The sequence below is a fragment of the Pectobacterium odoriferum genome (assembly GCF_009931295.1).
GTDB lineage: Bacteria > Pseudomonadota > Gammaproteobacteria > Enterobacterales > Enterobacteriaceae > Pectobacterium > Pectobacterium odoriferum.
Genome location: NZ_CP034938.1, coordinates 2,515,847 through 2,534,081, shown reverse-complemented (window position 1 = coordinate 2,534,081; position 18,235 = coordinate 2,515,847). Strand labels below are relative to the sequence as shown.

The 18,235-nt window shown below is 51.9% G+C and carries 16 protein-coding genes and 1 other annotated feature; of the genes, 6 read left to right on the top strand and 10 right to left on the bottom strand.

The genetic code is table 11. The features are described 5' to 3' along the window. Positions 1-7: 7 nt before the first annotated feature. The 3 genes from trpD to EO763_RS11200 all read right to left on the bottom strand — a co-directional run bounded on the left by trpD (position 8) and on the right by EO763_RS11200 (position 3,230). Entirely contained in the window at positions 8-1,006 is a 999-nt protein-coding gene (trpD, locus tag EO763_RS11210) for an anthranilate phosphoribosyltransferase (RefSeq protein WP_095699431.1), read from the bottom strand. Positions 1,007-1,089: 83 nt separating this feature from the next. Then, on the bottom strand, positions 1,090-1,668 hold the full coding sequence (locus EO763_RS11205) for a glutamine amidotransferase-related protein (protein ID WP_010275261.1): 579 nt from the start codon (positions 1,666-1,668) through the stop codon (positions 1,090-1,092). Further along, positions 1,668-3,230 (bottom strand): anthranilate synthase component 1, encoded by a 1,563-nt coding sequence (locus EO763_RS11200; RefSeq protein WP_161528993.1) that lies wholly within the window; start codon positions 3,228-3,230, stop codon positions 1,668-1,670. The genes EO763_RS11205 and EO763_RS11200 overlap by 1 nt, the downstream gene beginning before the upstream one ends. 31 nt (positions 3,231-3,261) lie before the next feature. Then, positions 3,262-3,366 (bottom strand) — a sequence feature (Trp leader region). Between the two features lie 241 nt (positions 3,367-3,607). Here EO763_RS11200 and rnm point away from each other — a divergent pair. The 3 genes from rnm to rluB all read left to right on the top strand — a co-directional run bounded on the left by rnm (position 3,608) and on the right by rluB (position 6,302). Beyond that, positions 3,608-4,492: an RNase RNM gene (rnm, locus tag EO763_RS11195; RefSeq protein WP_167521840.1), complete on the top strand. Its 885-nt coding sequence runs from the start codon at positions 3,608-3,610 to the stop codon at positions 4,490-4,492. Between the two features lie 142 nt (positions 4,493-4,634). Continuing rightward, positions 4,635-5,255 carry an L-threonylcarbamoyladenylate synthase gene (locus EO763_RS11190; protein WP_039473043.1) on the top strand — a complete coding sequence of 207 codons (621 nt, stop codon included), beginning with the start codon at positions 4,635-4,637 and terminating at the stop codon, positions 5,253-5,255. A 162-nt stretch (positions 5,256-5,417) separates the two neighbouring features. Beyond that, positions 5,418-6,302, top strand: coding sequence for a 23S rRNA pseudouridine(2605) synthase RluB (rluB, locus tag EO763_RS11185; RefSeq protein ID WP_044204530.1), 885 nt, complete (start codon positions 5,418-5,420; stop codon positions 6,300-6,302). Positions 6,303-6,376: 74 nt separating this feature from the next. On the opposite strand, the gene cobO is transcribed toward rluB, so the two are convergent. Beyond that, a complete protein-coding gene (gene cobO, locus EO763_RS11180) occupies positions 6,377-6,967 on the bottom strand; it encodes a cob(I)yrinic acid a,c-diamide adenosyltransferase (RefSeq protein ID WP_161528991.1) in 591 nt (196 codons plus the stop codon). 18 nt (positions 6,968-6,985) lie between these two features. After that, entirely contained in the window at positions 6,986-7,747 is a 762-nt protein-coding gene (locus EO763_RS11175) for a YciK family oxidoreductase (RefSeq protein WP_161528990.1), read from the bottom strand. A 345-nt stretch (positions 7,748-8,092) separates the two neighbouring features. Here EO763_RS11175 and sohB point away from each other — a divergent pair, with 345 nt between their 5' ends. After that, positions 8,093-9,139, top strand: a complete 1,047-nt coding sequence (sohB, locus tag EO763_RS11170) for a protease SohB (protein WP_039531865.1) — start codon at positions 8,093-8,095, stop codon at positions 9,137-9,139. A gap of 58 nt (positions 9,140-9,197) precedes the next feature. On the opposite strand, the gene EO763_RS11165 is transcribed toward sohB, so the two are convergent. After that, on the bottom strand, positions 9,198-9,467 hold the full coding sequence (locus EO763_RS11165) for a YciN family protein (RefSeq protein ID WP_039276201.1): 270 nt from the start codon (positions 9,465-9,467) through the stop codon (positions 9,198-9,200). Between the two features lie 368 nt (positions 9,468-9,835). Here EO763_RS11165 and topA point away from each other — a divergent pair, with 368 nt between their 5' ends. Both topA and cysB read left to right on the top strand, forming a co-directional pair. Beyond that, complete coding sequence (gene topA / locus EO763_RS11160) at positions 9,836-12,436, top strand: type I DNA topoisomerase (protein ID WP_161528989.1); 2,601 nt, start codon at positions 9,836-9,838, stop codon at positions 12,434-12,436. Positions 12,437-13,010: 574 nt separating this feature from the next. Then, a complete protein-coding gene (cysB, locus tag EO763_RS11155; protein ID WP_015840250.1) occupies positions 13,011-13,985 on the top strand; it encodes an HTH-type transcriptional regulator CysB in 975 nt (324 codons plus the stop codon). Between the two features lie 100 nt (positions 13,986-14,085). Here cysB and dtpA read toward each other — a convergent pair whose 3' ends face one another. The 4 genes from dtpA to rsxG all read right to left on the bottom strand — a co-directional run bounded on the left by dtpA (position 14,086) and on the right by rsxG (position 18,225). Next, positions 14,086-15,582 (bottom strand): dipeptide/tripeptide permease DtpA, encoded by a 1,497-nt coding sequence (dtpA, locus tag EO763_RS11150; protein ID WP_161528988.1) that lies wholly within the window; start codon positions 15,580-15,582, stop codon positions 14,086-14,088. A 677-nt stretch (positions 15,583-16,259) separates the two neighbouring features. Next, positions 16,260-16,895 carry an endonuclease III gene (gene nth / locus EO763_RS11145; RefSeq protein ID WP_039489490.1) on the bottom strand — a complete coding sequence of 212 codons (636 nt, stop codon included), beginning with the start codon at positions 16,893-16,895 and terminating at the stop codon, positions 16,260-16,262. Then, entirely contained in the window at positions 16,892-17,599 is a 708-nt protein-coding gene (locus EO763_RS11140) for an electron transport complex subunit E (protein WP_161528987.1), read from the bottom strand. The genes nth and EO763_RS11140 overlap by 4 nt, the downstream gene beginning before the upstream one ends. Next, positions 17,596-18,225 (bottom strand): electron transport complex subunit RsxG, encoded by a 630-nt coding sequence (gene rsxG, locus EO763_RS11135; RefSeq protein ID WP_161528986.1) that lies wholly within the window; start codon positions 18,223-18,225, stop codon positions 17,596-17,598. Before rsxG ends, EO763_RS11140 begins: the two co-directional genes overlap by 4 nt. Positions 18,226-18,235: the final 10 nt, after the last annotated feature.

The following is an 18,235-nucleotide window of genomic DNA, read 5'->3' as shown; positions in this document are numbered from 1 at the left end:
GGTTCCATTATCCTCTGGCAGACAGGGCGATAACGCGCTGATAAGCCTGTCCACTATGAATGACTTCAAGCGCCTGTTGCGCATTCTGGCGCAGATCTTCTTGTCCGAATAATCTCAGGAGCAGCGCAACGTTGGCGGCAACCGCCGCGGCGTGCGCGCGTTCACCTTTACCTTGTAGCAGTGACGCGAGAATGTCACGATTTTCTTCTGGCGTACCGCCTTGTAATGCCGACAGCGGATACGCATCCAGACCGAAATCGCGGTGCGTCAGTTCGTAGGTTTCGATCTCGCCATTGTTCAACTCAGCAACCTGCGTCGGTGCATGAAGCGCGACTTCATCCATCCCGCCGCCGTGTACGACGGCAGCACGTTGGTAGCCCAGCACCTTCAGCGTTTCGGCGATAGGGCGAACTAATTCGGGGCTATACACGCCAATCAGCGCCAGTGGCGGGCGAGCGGGGTTAACCAACGGCCCCAGCACGTTGAAGACGGTGCGCGTTTTGAGCTGCTGACGAACTGGCATGGCATGACGGAAGCCCAGATGGTATTGCGGAGCAAACAGGAAACACACGCCCAGATCGTCCAGCGCCTGACGGGAATCCTGCGCGCTCATATCCAGCTTAATGCCGAAAGCGGAGAGCAAGTCTGAGGAACCGGAGCGGCTGGATACGCTGCGGTTGCCGTGCTTGGCGATTTTCAGTCCACAGCTGGCAGCAACGAAGGCACTGGCCGTCGAAATGTTGATGCTGTTGGTGCCGTCTCCGCCTGTGCCGACGATATCGGCAAATAAATAGTCAGGGCGGGGGAACGGCTGCGCATCGGCCAGCAAGGCCGTGGCGGCGCCGGCGATTTCATCGGGATGCTCGCCACGCACTTTCATGCTAATCAACGCCGCGGCTAACTGGCTAGCTTCCAGTTCACCGCGAATAATGGCACCAAACAGCGCCTGACTTTCCTGACGGCTGATAGGGTTCGCGCCGTATAATTTTTCCAGTATGTGTTGCATGGTCATGACATCCTGAGCTGTAGACGGTTCCCGGGTCTTAGAAGACTGTTGTGTAGAAGACAATTGCATAATCGTATCCCTCGTTAAGCCAGTGCCCAGTCCAGCGTTTGTTCCAGCAGTCGAGCGCCGTGCGTGGTCAGAATCGACTCAGGATGGAATTGAAAACCGCAGACACGATCCGCATCGTTGCGCACGGCCATGACCATCGTGTTGAAGTGTGCGTTGACGGTCAGCGTCGACGGAATGTTGCTGCCGACCAACGAGTGGTAGCGCGCAACGGGCAACGGATGCGGTAAACCGCTAAACATACCGCTGGCATCGTGGTCGATGGCAGACGCTTTGCCGTGCAGGATTTCACCCGCCTGACCGACATGGCCACCGTAGGCTTCCACGATGGCCTGATGGCCGAGGCAAATGCCGATAATCGGCAACTGACCGCGTAAGCGTTGCAGCAGCTCAGGCATACAACCCGCTTCGGCTGGCGTGCCGGGGCCGGGGGAGAGCATCAGGATCGGTTTTTCCATTTGCTGTAAGCGCGCGATGATGACATCAGCAGGCAGATGGTTACGGTAAATCACGACCTGATGACCGCTGGCACGCAGTTGATCCACCAGGTTGTAGGTGAATGAATCGATATTATCGAGCAGCAGGATGTCAGCCATCAGAAAACCTCCTTGGCATGGTGCGCACTGGCAATGGCTCGCAGTACGGCTCGGGCTTTATTACGTGTCTCGTCGGCTTCGGCCTGAGGGTTAGAATCCAGAACCACGCCCGCACCAGCCTGAACGGTGGCAATACCGTCTTCGACATAGGCGGAACGAATGACGATGCAGGTGTCCAGATCGCCGTGCGCGGTGAAGTAGCCGACTGCGCCGCCGTAGCTGCCGCGCCGGGTTTTCTCACTTTCGGCAATCAACTGCATTGCCCGGACTTTCGGTGCGCCGCTCAGCGTGCCCATATTCATGCAGGCGCGGTAGGCGTGCAGCACATCTAAATCTTCACGCAGTGTGCCCACCACGCGGGAGACCAGATGCATCACAAAGGAATAGCGGTCAACTTTAGTCAGATCAGCAACGTAACGGCTGCCTGGCTGACAGATACGAGCCAGATCGTTACGGGCTAAATCTACCAGCATCAGATGCTCAGCCAGCTCTTTATGGTCGGTACGCATTTCCAACTCAATACGGCTATCGAGATCGCGATCCAGTGAGCCATCGGCACGGCGACCGCGCGGGCGGGTACCGGCAATGGGGTAGATTTCGATTTGGCGGCTGTCGGCATCGTATTTCAGCGAGCTTTCCGGCGAGGCACCGAACAGCGTGAAATCCTGATCCTGCATGTAAAACATGTAAGGGCTGGGATTGCTATCCTTCAGCGTTTGGTAGGCAGCTAGCGGTGAAGGACACGGCAGAGAGAAACGACGTGATGGCACAACCTGAAAAATTTCACCGATGCGGATGGCTTCTTGCATCTGGCTGACGACGTCACCGAAAGCCTCATCGCTCTGGTTGCAGCTCAGCGTCATGTCTTCGATGGACTGACGCGGCAGCGCCGGCGCTGGCTGGGTGAGCTGAAGTTGCAGCTGTTCCAGACGCTGCTGTAGACGCTGCTTTTCGCTCTGGTTCGGCGTAAACAGGCTGGCTTGCAGAGCGGTCACACGTTTTTGGTGGTCAAGCACCAGCAGCGTTTCTGCCAGATAGAAGCAAAAATCTGGGCAACGCTGCTGCTGGCTCAGCGCTGGCAGTTCTTCAAAACCAGCGACCAAATCGTAGGCGAACAGGCCGCCGAGGAACATGGCTTCCCGCTCGTCTGTCGGGCAGGTGACCAGCGTCAGAATCTGGCGTAAGGCATCAAACACAGATAGCGAGCGCAGGCGAGCATCTTCGTCCTGCATCGCGTCTGCCTGCGGGAAAGTGAGCTCACGGCCATTCGGGCGCGGCTGATTGGTAATCTCCACTGGCAGCGCGGTATCCAGAAGTGGCAGAAGACTGGCGCCGTTTGCTGTGAGTGCCTGAATGGAAACGTGCTGGCCCAGTGCGGTGATGCGCAGCGCGCTATCTACGATCAACAGGCTTTTCAGGTTTTCCTTGCTGTCGATTTCAGCCGACTCTAACAGCAACGTTGCAGGTCTGGCACCGCAGAGCTGATGGAAGATGGCACTGGGGTCGTTACGATAAACGGCCTCGGTACGCAGCAGTTCCAGTTTAGGTTGTGTTGTTTGCATTCTTACTACCCGTCTAATGTTGTGCCCATCAAATAAAAAGCCCGCTTAGTTAAGCGGGCCTGGGAATATCTGCATGTGTGATAACAGCAATGCGTGATTAGTCCACCCGCGAGAGGGAAGAGCGCCACCAACCATACTTCATCATTTTCTGCGTTGCCATTATCATCGTCTCGCTATCTGTTGCTGAACATTTTTTGGTACGGACCGATATTTATTACGGACCAATATTGGCGCACCGAACTTGTGTACTAGTTAACTGGTTCGTCGGTGAAATGTCAACACCTTCAATATGATTATTTTATTACTCGGAAAAACGGCGGGCATTACCATTTGCTTCCTATTAATGGCATCATGCGGCTTTCGCATTATTCTTGTTAATGGATAGGCTTGTGCCAGAAGATTCTCAACCGATATCGCCATTCCCTCTTTATGATTTGCATAGCCATACCACAGCGTCTGATGGCCTTTTAACGCCGACAGCACTGGTCAGTCGGGCAGTAGACATGCGGGTGAGTGTGCTGGCTATTACCGATCACGACACGACTGCTGGGCTTGACGAAGCGCAGCAGGCGATTGCACAACAAGGGCTGCCGCTGAGATTGATTCCCGGCGTGGAGATCTCCACGCTGTGGGAAAACCATGAGATCCATATTGTCGGGTTGGGCATGGATATTGCGCATCCAGCGTTAACGGGTTTGCTGCAACAGCAGGCAGAGTGTCGGCAGAGTCGGGCGGAACAGATTGCGGCTCGGCTGGAAAAAAACCGTATTCCCGATGCGCTGACTGGCGCACAGCGTCTGGCGACGGGAGGGCAGATTACACGAGCGCATTTTGCTCGTTACCTGATCGAGCTGGGCATCGCAGCGAATATGAATCAGGTGTTCAAAAAGTATCTGGCGAAAGGCAAAACTGGGTACGTGCCACCGCAGTGGTGCACTATTCCGCAAGCGATAGAGGCGATTCATCAATCCGGTGGTGTATCAGTGTTGGCGCATCCGGGGCGCTACGATTTGACGGCCAAATGGCTAAAGCGCCTGTTAGCCACGTTTGCAGAAAACGGCGGGATCGCAATGGAAGTGGCGCAATGCCAACAGGCACCGGATGAGCGTACGCAGTTGGGCCGCTATGCACGTGATTTCAACCTGATGGCGTCGCAAGGATCGGATTTCCACCTGCCGTGCGCCTGGATTGAGCTGGGCCGAAAGCTGTGGCTTCCTGCCGATGTCGAGCCAGTCTGGCACCATCCCGTGTTGGTAGGCTAGTGGTGCATCATTGCGTAATGGCATCGCTATCTCATGAAATAACAATCTTTTACCATCAACACGTTCTATAATAATCCTATTGCACGATGATGCGGGTTGGAATGCACAACGCCGCGAAATGTCAGATGTATGAGGTAGGGTCATGAGCCAGTTTTTCTATATTCACCCACAGAATCCGCAGCCGCGATTGATCAATCAGTCGGTGGAATTTTTGCATAAGGGTGGGGTGATTGTTTATCCAACGGATTCCGGTTACGCGTTGGGCTGTATGTTGGGCGAAAAGAACGCGCTGGAACGCATTTGCCGGATTCGCGATCTGGGTAGCGATCATAACTTCACGCTGATGTGTCGCGATCTGTCCGAGCTGTCGACGTATGCCCATGTTGATAACTCAGCTTTCCGGTTGATTAAAAATAATACGCCCGGTAATTACACGTTTATTCTGAAAGCGACGAAAGAGGTTCCTCGCCGCTTAATGAATGAAAAGCGTAAAACCATCGGCCTGCGTGTGCCGTCCAATCCTATCGCACTGGAGCTGCTGGCCGCGCTGAATGAACCGTTGATGTCGACAACGCTGATGCTGCCGGGAAATGATTTCGCCGAATCCGATCCAGAAGAAATTCAGGAAAGATTGGGAAAACAGGTGGACTTGATTATTCACGGTGGTTCGCTGGGTCAACAGCCGACGACGGTTATCGACTTGACCGAGTCCGTGCCGCGCGTCGCCCGTGAAGGCACCGGTGATGTCACGCCGTTCCTATAAGCGCTGCGACAGGGCTGTAACAATGGGAATACAAATGGCGCGAAGATCGGTATAATCGCGCCAGCATTGAATACGATGAACGATTTTTACGTAACCTGTTGAATTGTATCAGCAGTTATGACTCCCCCCGACGCCTGGGAAGGCGACACTAGAGGTTGCTCAATGAGCGAAAAGTTACAAAAAGTTCTGGCGCGTGCCGGACATGGCTCACGCCGCGAAATTGAAGGTATCATTCAGGCTGGACGCGTCAGCGTTGACGGTAAGATTGCCACTTTGGGTGATCGCGTCGAAGTGACGAAAGCCACCAAAATCCGTATTGATGGCCATGTGGTTACCGTTAAGGAAACCGAAGAAACCGTGTGCCGTGTGCTGGTGTATTACAAACCGGAAGGTGAACTGTGCACGCGTAACGATCCTGATGGTCGCCCGACGGTATTTGACCGTCTGCCCAAAATTCAGGGTTCTCGCTGGGTTGCGGTAGGGCGTCTGGACGTAAACACCTCCGGCCTGCTGCTGTTCACGACCGACGGTGAGTTAGCCAATCGCCTGATGCACCCCAGCCGCGAGGTTGAGCGCGAATACGCCGTGCGTGTCTTCGGTGAAGTTGACGACGAAAAGATTAAACAGCTGAGCAAAGGCGTACAGCTCGAAGACGGTCCGGCATCATTCCGGACTATCCGCTATCAGGGCGGTGAAGGTCTGAACCAGTGGTATAACGTGACGCTGACGGAAGGGCGCAACCGTGAAGTTCGCCGTCTGTGGGAAGCGGTTGGCGTGCAGGTTAGCCGCCTGATTCGCGTGCGCTACGGCGATATTACGCTGCCGAAAGGCATTCCACGCGGTGGCTGGACAGAAATGCCGCTGGAACAACTGAACTATCTACGTGAATTAGTGCAGCTTCCGGCAGAAACGGTATCGAAACTGCCGGTTGAGCGCGAACGCCGCCGGGTGAAGGCGAACCAGATCCGTCGTGCGGTAAAACGTCACAGCCAGATCAACAGTGCTCCAGCACGCCGCACTTCGCCAAAACCTAAGCGCAACGGTTAATATCGTTATCTTTACGGGCAGCTTTCGCTGCCCGTTTTCATTTCGCTTTGCTTATCAGCAATAAAAACTAGCGACTACCAGTCAATGCCTTGCTGTGCCTGAATCCCGTTATCAAACGCGTGTTTTACCGGACGCATTTCCGTCACAGTATCTGCCATTTCAAGCAAGTCACGATGGCAACCTCGTCCAGTAATAATGACCGTCTGCCCGGCAGGGCGCTGCCTTAATGCAGTGACAACGTCACTTAAAGCTAAATAATCATAACTAATCATATACGTCAGTTCGTCCAATACGACGAGGTCGAGCTGTGGATCGGCCAGCATGCGTTTGCCATGCTGCCAGACGTGTTGTGCCGCGACGGTATCCGTCTGGCGATTCTGCGTATCCCAGGTAAAGCCCGTCGCCATGACCTGAAATTCCACGCCGTGCTGTTGCAGCAGATTCTTCTCGCCGTTTGGCCATTCACCTTTAATAAACTGGATCACGCCTGCTTGCAATCCGTGGCCTATCGCTCGCGTGACGGTGCCAAAAGCCGCCGTGGTTTTTCCTTTCCCGTTACCAGTGAAGACGATCAGAATACCGCGTGTTTCATTCGCGGCGGCAATGCGGGCGTCGACCTTTTCTTTCAGGCGCTGTTGACGTTGCTGGTGGCGTTCATCGCTCATCGTGCGTGCTCTTCTCTATTATTCGGCTGGACCGGCTTTTCTGCTCGGCTGTGCGTCAAAACTCATCCCCGTCTTACGGCGGCTGTCATCGCCCATCAGATAGAGATACAGCGGCATAATATCTGCCGGCGTTTTCAGTCTCATCGGATCTTCGTTAGGGAAGGCTGACGCACGCATTCCTGTACGGGTTCCGCCGGGATTAATACAGTTCACCCGCAGATTTTGTGAACGATACTCTTCGGCCAGCACTTGCATCAGGCCTTCAGTCGCGAACTTGGAGACGGAATAGGCTCCCCAGCCGGCACGACCTTCGCGGCCCACGCTGGAACTGGTGAAAACCAGAGAAGAGCAAGGTGATTTCAATAACAGCGGCAGCAGCGCCTGCGTCAGCATAAAGGTCGCATTGACGTTGACCTGCATAACCTGATGCCAGATCTCAGGCGTTTGCTGTGTGATCGGGGTGATTTCCCCGAGTAATCCGGCGTTGTGGAGAACCCCATCCAGGTGCGGCACAACCTGTGCCAGTTCGTCAGCCAGTTGAAAGCACTGCGCGGAAGACAAGGCCAGCATATCGCAGACCACAACGTGCGCAGGCGTACCGTGTTCCTGCTCGATCTGCTGTTTAACCGACTGAAGTTTACTTTCTGTCCGCCCTAATAAGATGACGTGTGCGCCGTAGCGGGCGTAGGTCAGCGCGGCTTCCCGGCCAATGCCGTCGCCAGCACCGGTGATCAGAACGATACGGTTTTGCAGTAAATCGATTTTAGGCTGGTAGTGCACAATGAATTCCTCTTACCGTGGCGCAAAACAGCCACGTTTCAGGTATATAGAATACGGCACGGCGAGATGCGTCGGTCGTGCCACTCGGAACGTCAGATAACAGCGTATCCGGGCAGGGTGAATGGGGGTGTTATGCCTCAAATATCGACTGTTTTCAATGAGACTGCCTCTATTTATCCCCGTGCTGTTGTAAAAAGCAGCAGTAGACGTAAAAACCGCAGGAATAACATCGCCATATTGCGTGCCATCAGTTAGGTTATAGGAAGGGAATGGCGCACGACGTCAACGCCATGGTTGGTGAATAAACCAACATTAATTAATACGCAGTCAATGAGGACGGTGTTTGTGGAATTACTTTCTCTGTACGGTTTATTCCTGGCTAAGGTACTCACCATCGTGGTGGCTATTGGTGCGTTAGTCGTTCTAGCATTCGGGATGACGCAGCGTAAGCGTCCACATAAAGGTGAGTTGCAGGTCACGAATCTGGGTGAACAATATCAGGAAATGCAGCGCGAAATGCAGACTGCCTGTATGAGCGACACCGAGCGTAAGCTGTTATCTAAACAAGAAAAGAAGAAAGAAAAAGAAACCGCGAAGCAAGATAAACAGCGTGCCAAGCGCGGCGAAGAGAAAAGTGTCAAACCGTGCCTGTACGTGCTCGATTTCAACGGCAGTATGGATGCGGGCGAAGTCAGTTCGCTGCGTGAAGAGATCTCCGCCGTACTCGCCGTAGCGAAACCGAAAGATGAAGTATTGCTGCGTCTGGAAAGCCCCGGCGGTGTGGTTCACGGCTATGGATTGGCCGCCTCGCAGTTACAGCGTCTGCGTCAGGGCGGCGTGCGGTTGACCGTCTCGGTGGATAAAGTCGCTGCCAGCGGCGGATATATGATGGCCTGCGTGGCTGACCGCATCGTAGCGGCACCGTTTGCGATTGTAGGATCTATTGGCGTCGTGGCGCAAATCCCCAATTTCCACCGTTTGCTGAAAAACAAAGACATTGATGTTGAGCTGCACACCGCGGGTGAATTCAAACGTACGCTGACGCTGTTTGGTGAGAACACCGAACAAGGCCGTGAGAAATTCCGCGAAGATCTGAATGTCACGCACACGCTGTTTAAGGATTTTGTGCAGCAGATGCGCCCCTCTCTGGATATTGATTCGGTGGCGACGGGAGAGCACTGGTTTGGCACTCAGGCGAAAGATCTGGGGTTGGTTGATGCTATCGGCACCAGTGACGATCTGCTGATTGCTGAAATGGCCAACCATGAAGTATTAAGCGTTCGTTATACGCGGCGTAAACGCCTGCTGGATCGTCTGACGGGCAGTGCAGGTGATACCGCAGAACGATTGATGTTGCGCTGGTGGCAACGTGGTTCAAAGCCCCTGCTGTAATTGCTAAAACATTAAGCCGTACACAATCAAATGCCCGCGAATTTGCGGGCATTCGTTTTTAATCGATCAAGTCGTATTTTTCGGATAAAACATGCGCAAGATGCTTGAACATGTTAAATACCGCAGTGCTTTTTAAGGTCGGTATTCCGTTCTCATCGAGAAAAAATTCACCGCGAAAAACCAGCACGCCGTTTTTTTGTTCTACGCTATCAGCGACCATGCCATGCAAATAATCATCGTGATGTTTAATGATGTCATTGGCTTCAATTAATAAGCTCTGGCGGTCAATAGGACGCTTTTCTTCGTTAACCTGATGTTCAGGTGACATGATTGTTACTCCTGTACTCACCCTTGAAAAGGGGGGCGTTGCACTATATCAACAAGGTTATTCCTAAAATCAACACCGCGATTTCAAAATGCAATACGGCTATTTCAAAAGTCGCACCAAGAGAAAGGGTACTGCGATACGGTTTCAGCGTAAAGCGTAGATTATGATGCAAATGGACTACATTTTAGGCGCTTACCTGCCGATATTCAGTGTGGCAGGAAGCGGATAAAACAGGGTTTCCATGCTAATTAGGTTGCGTGGCAATATTTATCAGGTAGAGTGTGGGATTTTGCGCAGTCAGTAGAATCCGCTCTGGATGCCCCGAAAAATATCTGATTTTCAGAAGAATTCAGCAGGTAATAGTACATATGGGTAAAGCTCTCGTTATCGTCGAGTCCCCGGCAAAAGCCAAAACGATCAATAAGTATTTAGGCAATGACTACGTGGTGAAATCCAGCGTCGGTCATGTGCGCGATTTGCCGACGAGTGGCTCAGTCAGTAAAAAGAGCGCGGACTCAACGACTAAAGATAAAACGAAAAAGAAAGTCAAAAAGGATGAGAAATCCGCGCTAGTTAATCGTATGGGCGTCGACCCTTATCATGGCTGGAAAGCCAACTACGAAATACTGCCGGGTAAGGAGAAAGTTGTCTCCGAATTAAAAACGCTGGCGGAAAATGCCGACCACATCTATCTCGCAACCGACCTTGACCGCGAAGGGGAAGCCATTGCCTGGCACCTGCGGGAAATCATTGGTGGTGACGATCAGCGTTTCAGCCGCGTGGTGTTTAACGAAATCACGAAAAATGCCATTAAACAGGCATTTGAAAAACCAGACACGTTGAATATTGACCGCGTGAATGCCCAGCAGGCGCGTCGATTTATGGATCGCGTGGTGGGTTATATGGTTTCCCCGCTGCTGTGGAAAAAAATTGCCCGTGGCTTGTCTGCTGGGCGTGTGCAGTCGGTTGCGGTGCGCCTGATTGTCGATCGCGAGCGTGAAATTAAAGCGTTCGTGCCGGAAGAATATTGGGAACTGCACGCTGATTTGCTGGCAGGCAGCGATATTCAACTGCAAATGCAGGTGACGCACCATAACAGCAAGCCGTTTAAACCGGTTAATAAAGAACAAACGCATGCGGCGGTTAGTCTGCTTGAGAACGCGCGCTATGTGGTTGCCGATCGTGAAGATAAGCCGACCAGCAGCAAGCCAGGCGCGCCGTTCATCACCTCCACGCTGCAACAGGCTGCCAGTACGCGCCTTGGCTTCGGCGTGAAAAAGACCATGATGATGGCGCAGCGTCTGTATGAAGCAGGCTACATTACCTACATGCGTACCGACTCGACGAACCTCAGTCAGGATGCCTTGACGATGGTGCGTGGCTATATTGGCGAAGAATTCGGTAAGCGCTATCTGCCGGAATCAGCGAACCTTTACAGCAGCAAAGAAAACTCGCAGGAAGCGCACGAAGCGATTCGTCCTTCCGATGTTGGCGTGCTGGCCGACAGCCTGAAAGATATGGAAGCCGATGCGCAGAAACTGTATCAGCTGATCTGGCGTCAGTTCGTCGCTTGCCAAATGACACCAGCGCAATATGATTCCACCACGCTAATCGTGGAAGCGGTCGATTATCAACTGCGTGCCAAAGGTCGTACGCTGCGTTTCGATGGTTGGACGAAAGTCATGCCTGCGTTGCGTAAAAATGATGAAGATCGCACGTTGCCGACCGTGGCAGTGGGCGAAGTACTGTCGCTACAAAAACTGCTGCCAGGGCAACACTTCACTAAACCACCGGCACGCTACAGCGATGCCTCTTTGGTTAAAGAGCTGGAAAAACGTGGGATTGGTCGTCCGTCTACCTACGCGTCTATTATTTCCACCATTCAGGATCGCGGCTATGTTCGAGTGGAGAACCGCCGTTTCTATGCCGAGAAAATGGGTGAAATCGTTACCGATAGGCTGGAAGAAAATTTCCGCGAATTGATGAATTACGATTTTACCGCACGGATGGAAAGCCGCCTTGATCAGGTCGCTAATAATCAGGCGGAATGGAAAGCGGTATTGGATGAGTTCTTCAACGAATTTAGCCAGCAGTTGGAAAAGGCAGAACAGGATCCTGAAGAAGGCGGTATGCGCCCCAATGCGATGGTGTTAACCAGCATTGACTGCCCAACCTGCTCTCGTCAGATGGGTATCCGTACTGCTAGTACCGGCGTGTTTTTGGGCTGTTCCGGCTATGCACTGCCGCCAAAAGAGCGCTGTAAAACCACAATCAACCTGATACCTGAAGCTGAAGTGCTGAACGTGTTGGAAGGCGATGATGCCGAAACCAACGCGTTGCGTGCCCGCCGCCGCTGTGAAAAATGTGGTACGGCAATGGACAGCTATCTGATTGATAATCAGCGCAAGCTGCACGTTTGCGGGAATAACCCAGCCTGTGACGGATATGAAATCGAAGCCGGTGAATTCCGCATCAAGGGTTATGATGGCCCGATTGTTGAGTGTGAGAAATGTGGCTCCGAGATGCATCTCAAAATGGGACGCTTCGGTAAATACATGGCGTGCACCAGCGAGACATGTAGCAACACGCGTAAGATTCTGCGTAATGGCGATGTGGCGCCACCGAAAGAAGATCCGGTGCCGTTGCCTGAGCTGCCTTGCGAGAAGTCTGATGCCTATTTCGTATTGCGTGATGGCGCGGCGGGGGTCTTCCTTGCGGCCAATACGTTCCCGAAATCTCGCGAAACGCGGGCACCGCTGGTAGAAGAACTGGTGCGATTCAAAGATCGTTTACCGGAAAAACTGCGCTATCTGGCTGATGCTCCTGTGGCCGATAACGATGGCAACAAAACGCAGGTGCGCTTTAGCCGTAAGACTAAACAGCAATATGTCTCGTCAGAGAAAGACGGCAAGGCAACGGGGTGGTCAGCGTTTTACATTGATGGCAAATGGGTTGAAGGGAAGAAGTAACTTCTTTCAGTTACCCTGCACATAACTGGGTTATGTGTAAGACATCGCTAAATCAAGCCAGCCGCAAGGCTGGCTTTTTCGATCGCAGAAAATATCCAGATAAAACAGATGCATGAAGATTGTCCTGCGGTAGCATGAGGATTGTTGATCCGTGATAGAGAATCATGCGGTTTACCTCGGTGATAATCGCATGCACCGCGTTCTTTATCGCTATCGCCATGCAAAAATGGTTATATAAAAATAGTTTTTATGATTAAATGACATTAATTGATGGAAATATGCGCCAGGTGGTTAAGGCGTATACCCTAAATAATTCGAGTTGCGTGACAAAACGTTAGCGTTTTGAACAACGCTATGCGTTGGCCCGTTAGGGCAAGGCCCATTTATGGCCTTGTAACGCGGCAACTGCGCGAGTCCTCAGGAGCTTACATAAGTAAGTGACAGGGGTGAGTAAGGGCGGCCAACGCACAAGCAGCTTGAAGTATGACGAGTATAATCAAAGTCAATAAAATGGAACGTCGTCAGAACGTCGTGAGATGCCACGCGCACACTTCAATTGGGAATGGGATAAATTATGAAACTACAACAGCTTCGTTATATTGTTGAAGTTGTTAATCACAACCTGAATGTATCTTCTACCGCAGAAGGGTTGTACACCTCCCAGCCGGGGATCAGTAAACAGGTCCGCATGCTGGAGGATGAGTTGGGCATTCAAATTTTTGCCCGTAGTGGAAAACATCTGACACAGGTGACGCCAGCCGGACAGGAAGTCATCCGCATTGCACGTGAAGTGTTGTCGAAAGTCGATGCTATCAAAGCGGTCGCCGGAGAACATACCTATCCCGATAAAGGGTCGCTGTACGTGGCGACGACGCATACGCAGGCGCGCTACGCGCTGCCAAGCGTCATTAAAGGCTTCATCGATCGCTATCCTCGCGTGTCGCTGCATATGCATCAGGGCTCGCCGACGCAGATTGCTGAGGCCGTTGCGAAAGGATCGGCGGATTTTGCTATTGCGACTGAAGCGCTGCATTTGTACGACGATCTGATCATGCTGCCGTGCTACCACTGGAATCGCGCGGTGGTAGTAAAACCGGATCACCCGCTGGCGTCCAAAACCGATATTTCCATCGAAGAATTGGCCGCTTATCCTATCGTCACCTATACCTTTGGTTTTACGGGGCGCTCCGAACTGGATACTGCGTTTAACCGCGCTGGCCTCACACCACGTATCGTCTTTACCGCAACGGATGCCGATGTGATTAAGACCTACGTGCGTTTAGGGTTGGGTGTTGGGGTGATTGCCAATATGGCGGTCGATCCGCAGACGGAAACCGATCTGGTGACCATCAACGCGAACAGTATTTTTAGCTACAGTACAACGAAAATCGGCTTCCGCCGCAGCACGTTCCTGCGTAGCTACATGTACGACTTTATCCAGCGTTTTGCGCCGCATTTAACGCGTGATGTCGTCGATACTGCCGTTGCGCTGCGTTCAAATGATGAAATAGAAGCGATGTTCAAGGACGTCACGCTGCCAGTGAAGTAAACGCCATTCAGGGCGGGTCTCCAACGTAAAAAAGCCAGACAATGTCTGGCTTTTTATCATTCAAACGCTGATCCTCACATACGCATCGGCATGAGGTGCATCAGGCGGATGCTGTCGTAGTGGCGACATCCTGCGTCATACGTGTCAGTTTCGGTGCAGTCAACAGCATCAGAACGGCGATGATGCCCGTGACAATGCCAATCTGCATGAAGACAGTGCTATAAATCTCAAGAGACGCGTGCGGGTCTACGACGTTCTCAGGTACGGCCATCATATTCGCAACGTAGCCTGCGATAATCGCAGCACCGGCTGTAGTCAGGAACCAGGCACCCATGATAAAACCCATCAGGCGCTGTGGCACCAGTTGAGCGACCATCGCCAGACCCAGGCCGGAAATCATCAGTTCACCGATGCTTTGTAGCCCGTAGCAGAGGATCAGCCAGTTGACGGACACGATACCCTGTTCGTTCGCCATGCTGGCACCCCACGGCAGCACCAGAAACGCGCCGGAGCACAGCACCATACCAACCGCAAACTTGTGCGCCATCGGCAATTGGTCGCCCATTTTGTTATAAATCGCAGCCAGAAGCGGGCTGGCTACCATGATCCAGAACGGGTTGAGCGCCTGGTACTGCTCAGGCTCAAAAGTAAAACCTAAAATTGAATGCTCAACGTTGCGAATGGCAAAGAAGTTCAGCGATGTTGGCATTTGGCTATATAACACAAAGAAGACTACGGCTTCTAACATTAGCAATAACGCGACGATCATTTTCCGCCGTTCAGCGCCTTGAACAGCAAACATCTCTTTGATGAAAATAATGACGACGACCATGGCGATTAAGGCCAAAATCCAGCGAGCGATACTTTGATGGTGTAACAACCAAGTGGACACCGCGATCAAAGCGGCAATACCAATCAGCGAGTTCAATAGTTTTGGCAAATGAATCGGTTGGAAATCTGGCTGAGAACCTTGTGTGTTGACCCACTTGCGGCAGAACATAAAGTTAATCAACGTCAGAATCATACCAACTACGCTAAGAGAGAAGGCCACGCTCCAGCCATAGTGTGCGGCAAGCCACGGCGTAGCCAGCATAGAAAAGAAGGAGCCGATATTTATCGCCATATAGTACATGGTGAAGGCACCATCCAGACGCGGATCGTCTTTCGCATAGCAGGTAGACAGCAGGGCCGACGGGTTAGCTTTAAACAATCCGTTACCAACGGCGATGGTGGCCATACCGATATACACCCACGTCACGCTGTGGCCTGAGTAGGCAATCATGGTGTAACCGATCGCCAGCACGATGGCTCCCAGCACGATCACACGTTTGGTGCCGAGGACTTTGTCGCCTAACCAGCCGCCAATGGCGACGAAACCGTATACCAGCGCACTGAATGAGGAGAAGAGGGTAATGGAGTCGGTTTCGGACATGCCCAGCATTTTGACCAGATAAACCGCCATAATGCCTTGCAGACCGTAGTAACCAAAACGTTCCCACAGTTCGATGCTAAAGATGAGATAAAACGCTTTGGGCTGTTTGAAGGCGTTCATGCTGACGCTTTCGGGGGATTCGCTGTTGTTGTTTGCTGTTGACACAAAGACCTCTGATTTTACCTATCTCGTTTTTTAACGAGAAAAGAGCAGGAGTGAAGCAGTGAAACCGCAACCTCTTTTGACTAGTTATGGGGAGGAGAAACGGCGTTATATTGACGTGATTTTACGGATAGACAAGTCGTTTGACATGTTTTGTTACAAGTGGTCTTTATGACGGGATAAAACCAGAAATTAAATGTTATGCAGAGTTTAATTTCATAACTTGCTTTTGCTTCAAATGATTATATCGATTTGTCATATTTTGTTTTTCAAAAAGGGATATAAGCTGCATTTTTGTTGAAATCAAGACAATATCATTAGCTATGGATGAATGTGCGGTTTAATCTTTTGCATATTACTAAATATACAGTGAGTGTAAAAATGCATCAAATGCATGTGATAAAATAAAATACGACATAATTACAGAAGGTGACATTCAATCACTAAATTTTCTATTAAAAATAATTTATTAGCCTTAAATAGTGGTTACTTGTACTTTTATACAGACTTTTTGATAGAGGAATCTGCTACAACGTATCGAATAAACCACCAGAGAGCAGAGTTGCCTGAGCAGTAAAATGCAGAGAACTCGCGGATCACGTTGATAATGAGAGAGCGAAAGACAAGGTGGCGTGTGGAATAATCGAGAAAGGACGGTCTGCGCTCCAGGCCACAACAGACTAGGCGTCGACCTTTTCACCAAATTCACATAAATCTTCAATCAGGCAGGAGCCACAGCGCGGTTTACGGGCAATACAGGTGTAACGACCATGCAGGATTAACCAGTGATGGCAGTCGACTTTAAATTCTGCCGGAACGACTTTCAGCAGTTTTTCTTCTACCTGTTCGACATTTTTACCCGGTGCGAATCCTGTCCGGTTACTGACGCGAAAGATGTGAGTATCAACGGCAATCGTCGGCCAGCCAAATGCGGTATTCAGAACGACGTTTGCTGTTTTTCGACCTACGCCGGGTAAGGCTTCCAGTGCGGCGCGATCTTCAGGAACCTGCCCCTGATGCTTTTCCAGCAACAAACGGCAGGTCTTAATGACGTTTTCCGCTTTGCTGTTAAACAGGCCAATCGTCTTGATGTAGCCTTTAACGCCGTCTACACCGAGTTCAAGCAGGGCTTCCGGCGTGTTGGCAACAGGGTAGAGCTTTGCGGTTGCTTTGTTGACGCTGACATCGGTTGCCTGTGCGGAAAGCAGTACGGCGATGAGCAGTTCAAACGGCGTACTGAAATGTAATTCAGTCGTCGGATGGGGATTGTTGTCGCGTAAACGCGTTAAGATCTCAATCCGCTTGGCCTTGTTCACAGCGATTCCCCTACGGCACCCGTCACCGGTGCCGTTTTCCCTTCGGCAACAGCAGCACGGGCTCGGCGTTGTTTCATTTTCTCATCGATCAAATATTTCACGGCCAGCAACAGTCCCAGACCGATAAACGCGCCCGGTGGCAGCATCGCCAGCAGGAAAGGGGAATCAAGGTGGACAACCTCAATGCGGAGAGCCTTAGCCCAACTGCCCAGCAGCAAATCCGCGCCGTCGAATAGCGTGCCGTTACCCAGAATTTCACGTAAAGAACCGAGTACCACCAGTGCGCTGGTCGCTCCCAGCCCCATTGCCAGACCGTCAATGGCGGAAGGGAAAACGGCATTCTTGGAGGCAAAGGCTTCTGCTCGACCGATAACGATACAGTTCGTCACGATCAGCGGAATAAAAATCCCCAAAGACTGATATAACCCGTAGGCATAGGCGTTGATCAACATCTGCACGGTACTGACCACCGAAGCGATGATCATGACGTAAATGGGAATACGAATTTCCGCGGGTACCCAGCGGCGTAACGCGGATACAGCCATATTGGTACAGGTGAGAACCAGCGTGGTTGCCAGCCCGAGTCCCAACGCGTTAGTTGCGGTTGATGACACGGCCAGTAGAGGGCAGAGACCCAGCAATTGAACCAGTGCCGAGTTGTTTTTCCATAACCCTTCAATGAAAAGCGCTTTGGTTTGACTCATTGGTTCTCTCCACAGACGGACAGCGTGTTGATTTGTGATGGCAGCGTTTGCAGGTAAAGGGCGCTGCGTTTTACGCTATTAATAACGGCGCGCGGCGTAATGGTCGCGCCGGTAAATTGATCAAACATTCCGCCTTCCTTTTTCACTGCCCAGCGAGCATCTTGCTCGCCCTGTACCGTTTGTCCGCTGAATCGGGTGATCCAATCAGAAATTCGTACTTCGATTTTATCACCCAGCCCCGGTGTTTCGTGGTGTTCGGTGACACGGACGCCGAGTACCTTACCGTGAAAATCGGCGCCAACCAGCAGCCGAATCGCTCCAGAATAACCATCCGGCGCGGTACTTTCCAGCGCGGCGGCGACCGGTTCACCATTCTGACGAGCGATGAAAACGCGGTGCGGTGCTGAAGACCCTAATGCCGGATTGGTGACAACGTAACACTCTTTCTGAATGTCACTATTGTATAACTCGGCGGGAACAACCTGATCCAACAGCATCTTTTGTTGCAGCATTGCCTGATGCGAAATTGTGGGTTCCGTTAACATGTTCACGATGGCCGTGGTGGCCGTCGTGAATGCCGCAAACAGAGCCAGTGTCATCGCGTGGCGGCGCATAGTGGTAAACATGGTATGCTCC

Excerpts from the sequence above, each read along its gene's own strand:
- trpD (WP_095699431.1), bottom strand. The coding sequence starts at position 1,006 with ATGCAACACATACTGGAAAAATTATACGGCGCGAACCCTATCAGCCGT.
- EO763_RS11205 (WP_010275261.1), bottom strand. The coding sequence starts at position 1,668 with ATGGCTGACATCCTGCTGCTCGATAATATCGATTCATTCACCTACAAC.
- EO763_RS11200 (WP_161528993.1), bottom strand. The coding sequence starts at position 3,230 with ATGCAAACAACACAACCTAAACTGGAACTGCTGCGTACCGAGGCCGTT.
- rnm (WP_167521840.1), top strand. The coding sequence starts at position 3,608 with ATGGATAGGCTTGTGCCAGAAGATTCTCAACCGATATCGCCATTCCCT.
- EO763_RS11190 (WP_039473043.1), top strand. The coding sequence starts at position 4,635 with ATGAGCCAGTTTTTCTATATTCACCCACAGAATCCGCAGCCGCGATTG.
- rluB (WP_044204530.1), top strand. The coding sequence starts at position 5,418 with ATGAGCGAAAAGTTACAAAAAGTTCTGGCGCGTGCCGGACATGGCTCA.
- cobO (WP_161528991.1), bottom strand. The coding sequence starts at position 6,967 with ATGAGCGATGAACGCCACCAGCAACGTCAACAGCGCCTGAAAGAAAAG.
- EO763_RS11165 (WP_039276201.1), bottom strand. The coding sequence starts at position 9,467 with ATGTCACCTGAACATCAGGTTAACGAAGAAAAGCGTCCTATTGACCGC.
- topA (WP_161528989.1), top strand. The coding sequence starts at position 9,836 with ATGGGTAAAGCTCTCGTTATCGTCGAGTCCCCGGCAAAAGCCAAAACG.
- cysB (WP_015840250.1), top strand. The coding sequence starts at position 13,011 with ATGAAACTACAACAGCTTCGTTATATTGTTGAAGTTGTTAATCACAAC.
- EO763_RS11140 (WP_161528987.1), bottom strand. The coding sequence starts at position 17,599 with ATGAGTCAAACCAAAGCGCTTTTCATTGAAGGGTTATGGAAAAACAAC.
- rsxG (WP_161528986.1), bottom strand. The coding sequence starts at position 18,225 with ATGTTTACCACTATGCGCCGCCACGCGATGACACTGGCTCTGTTTGCG.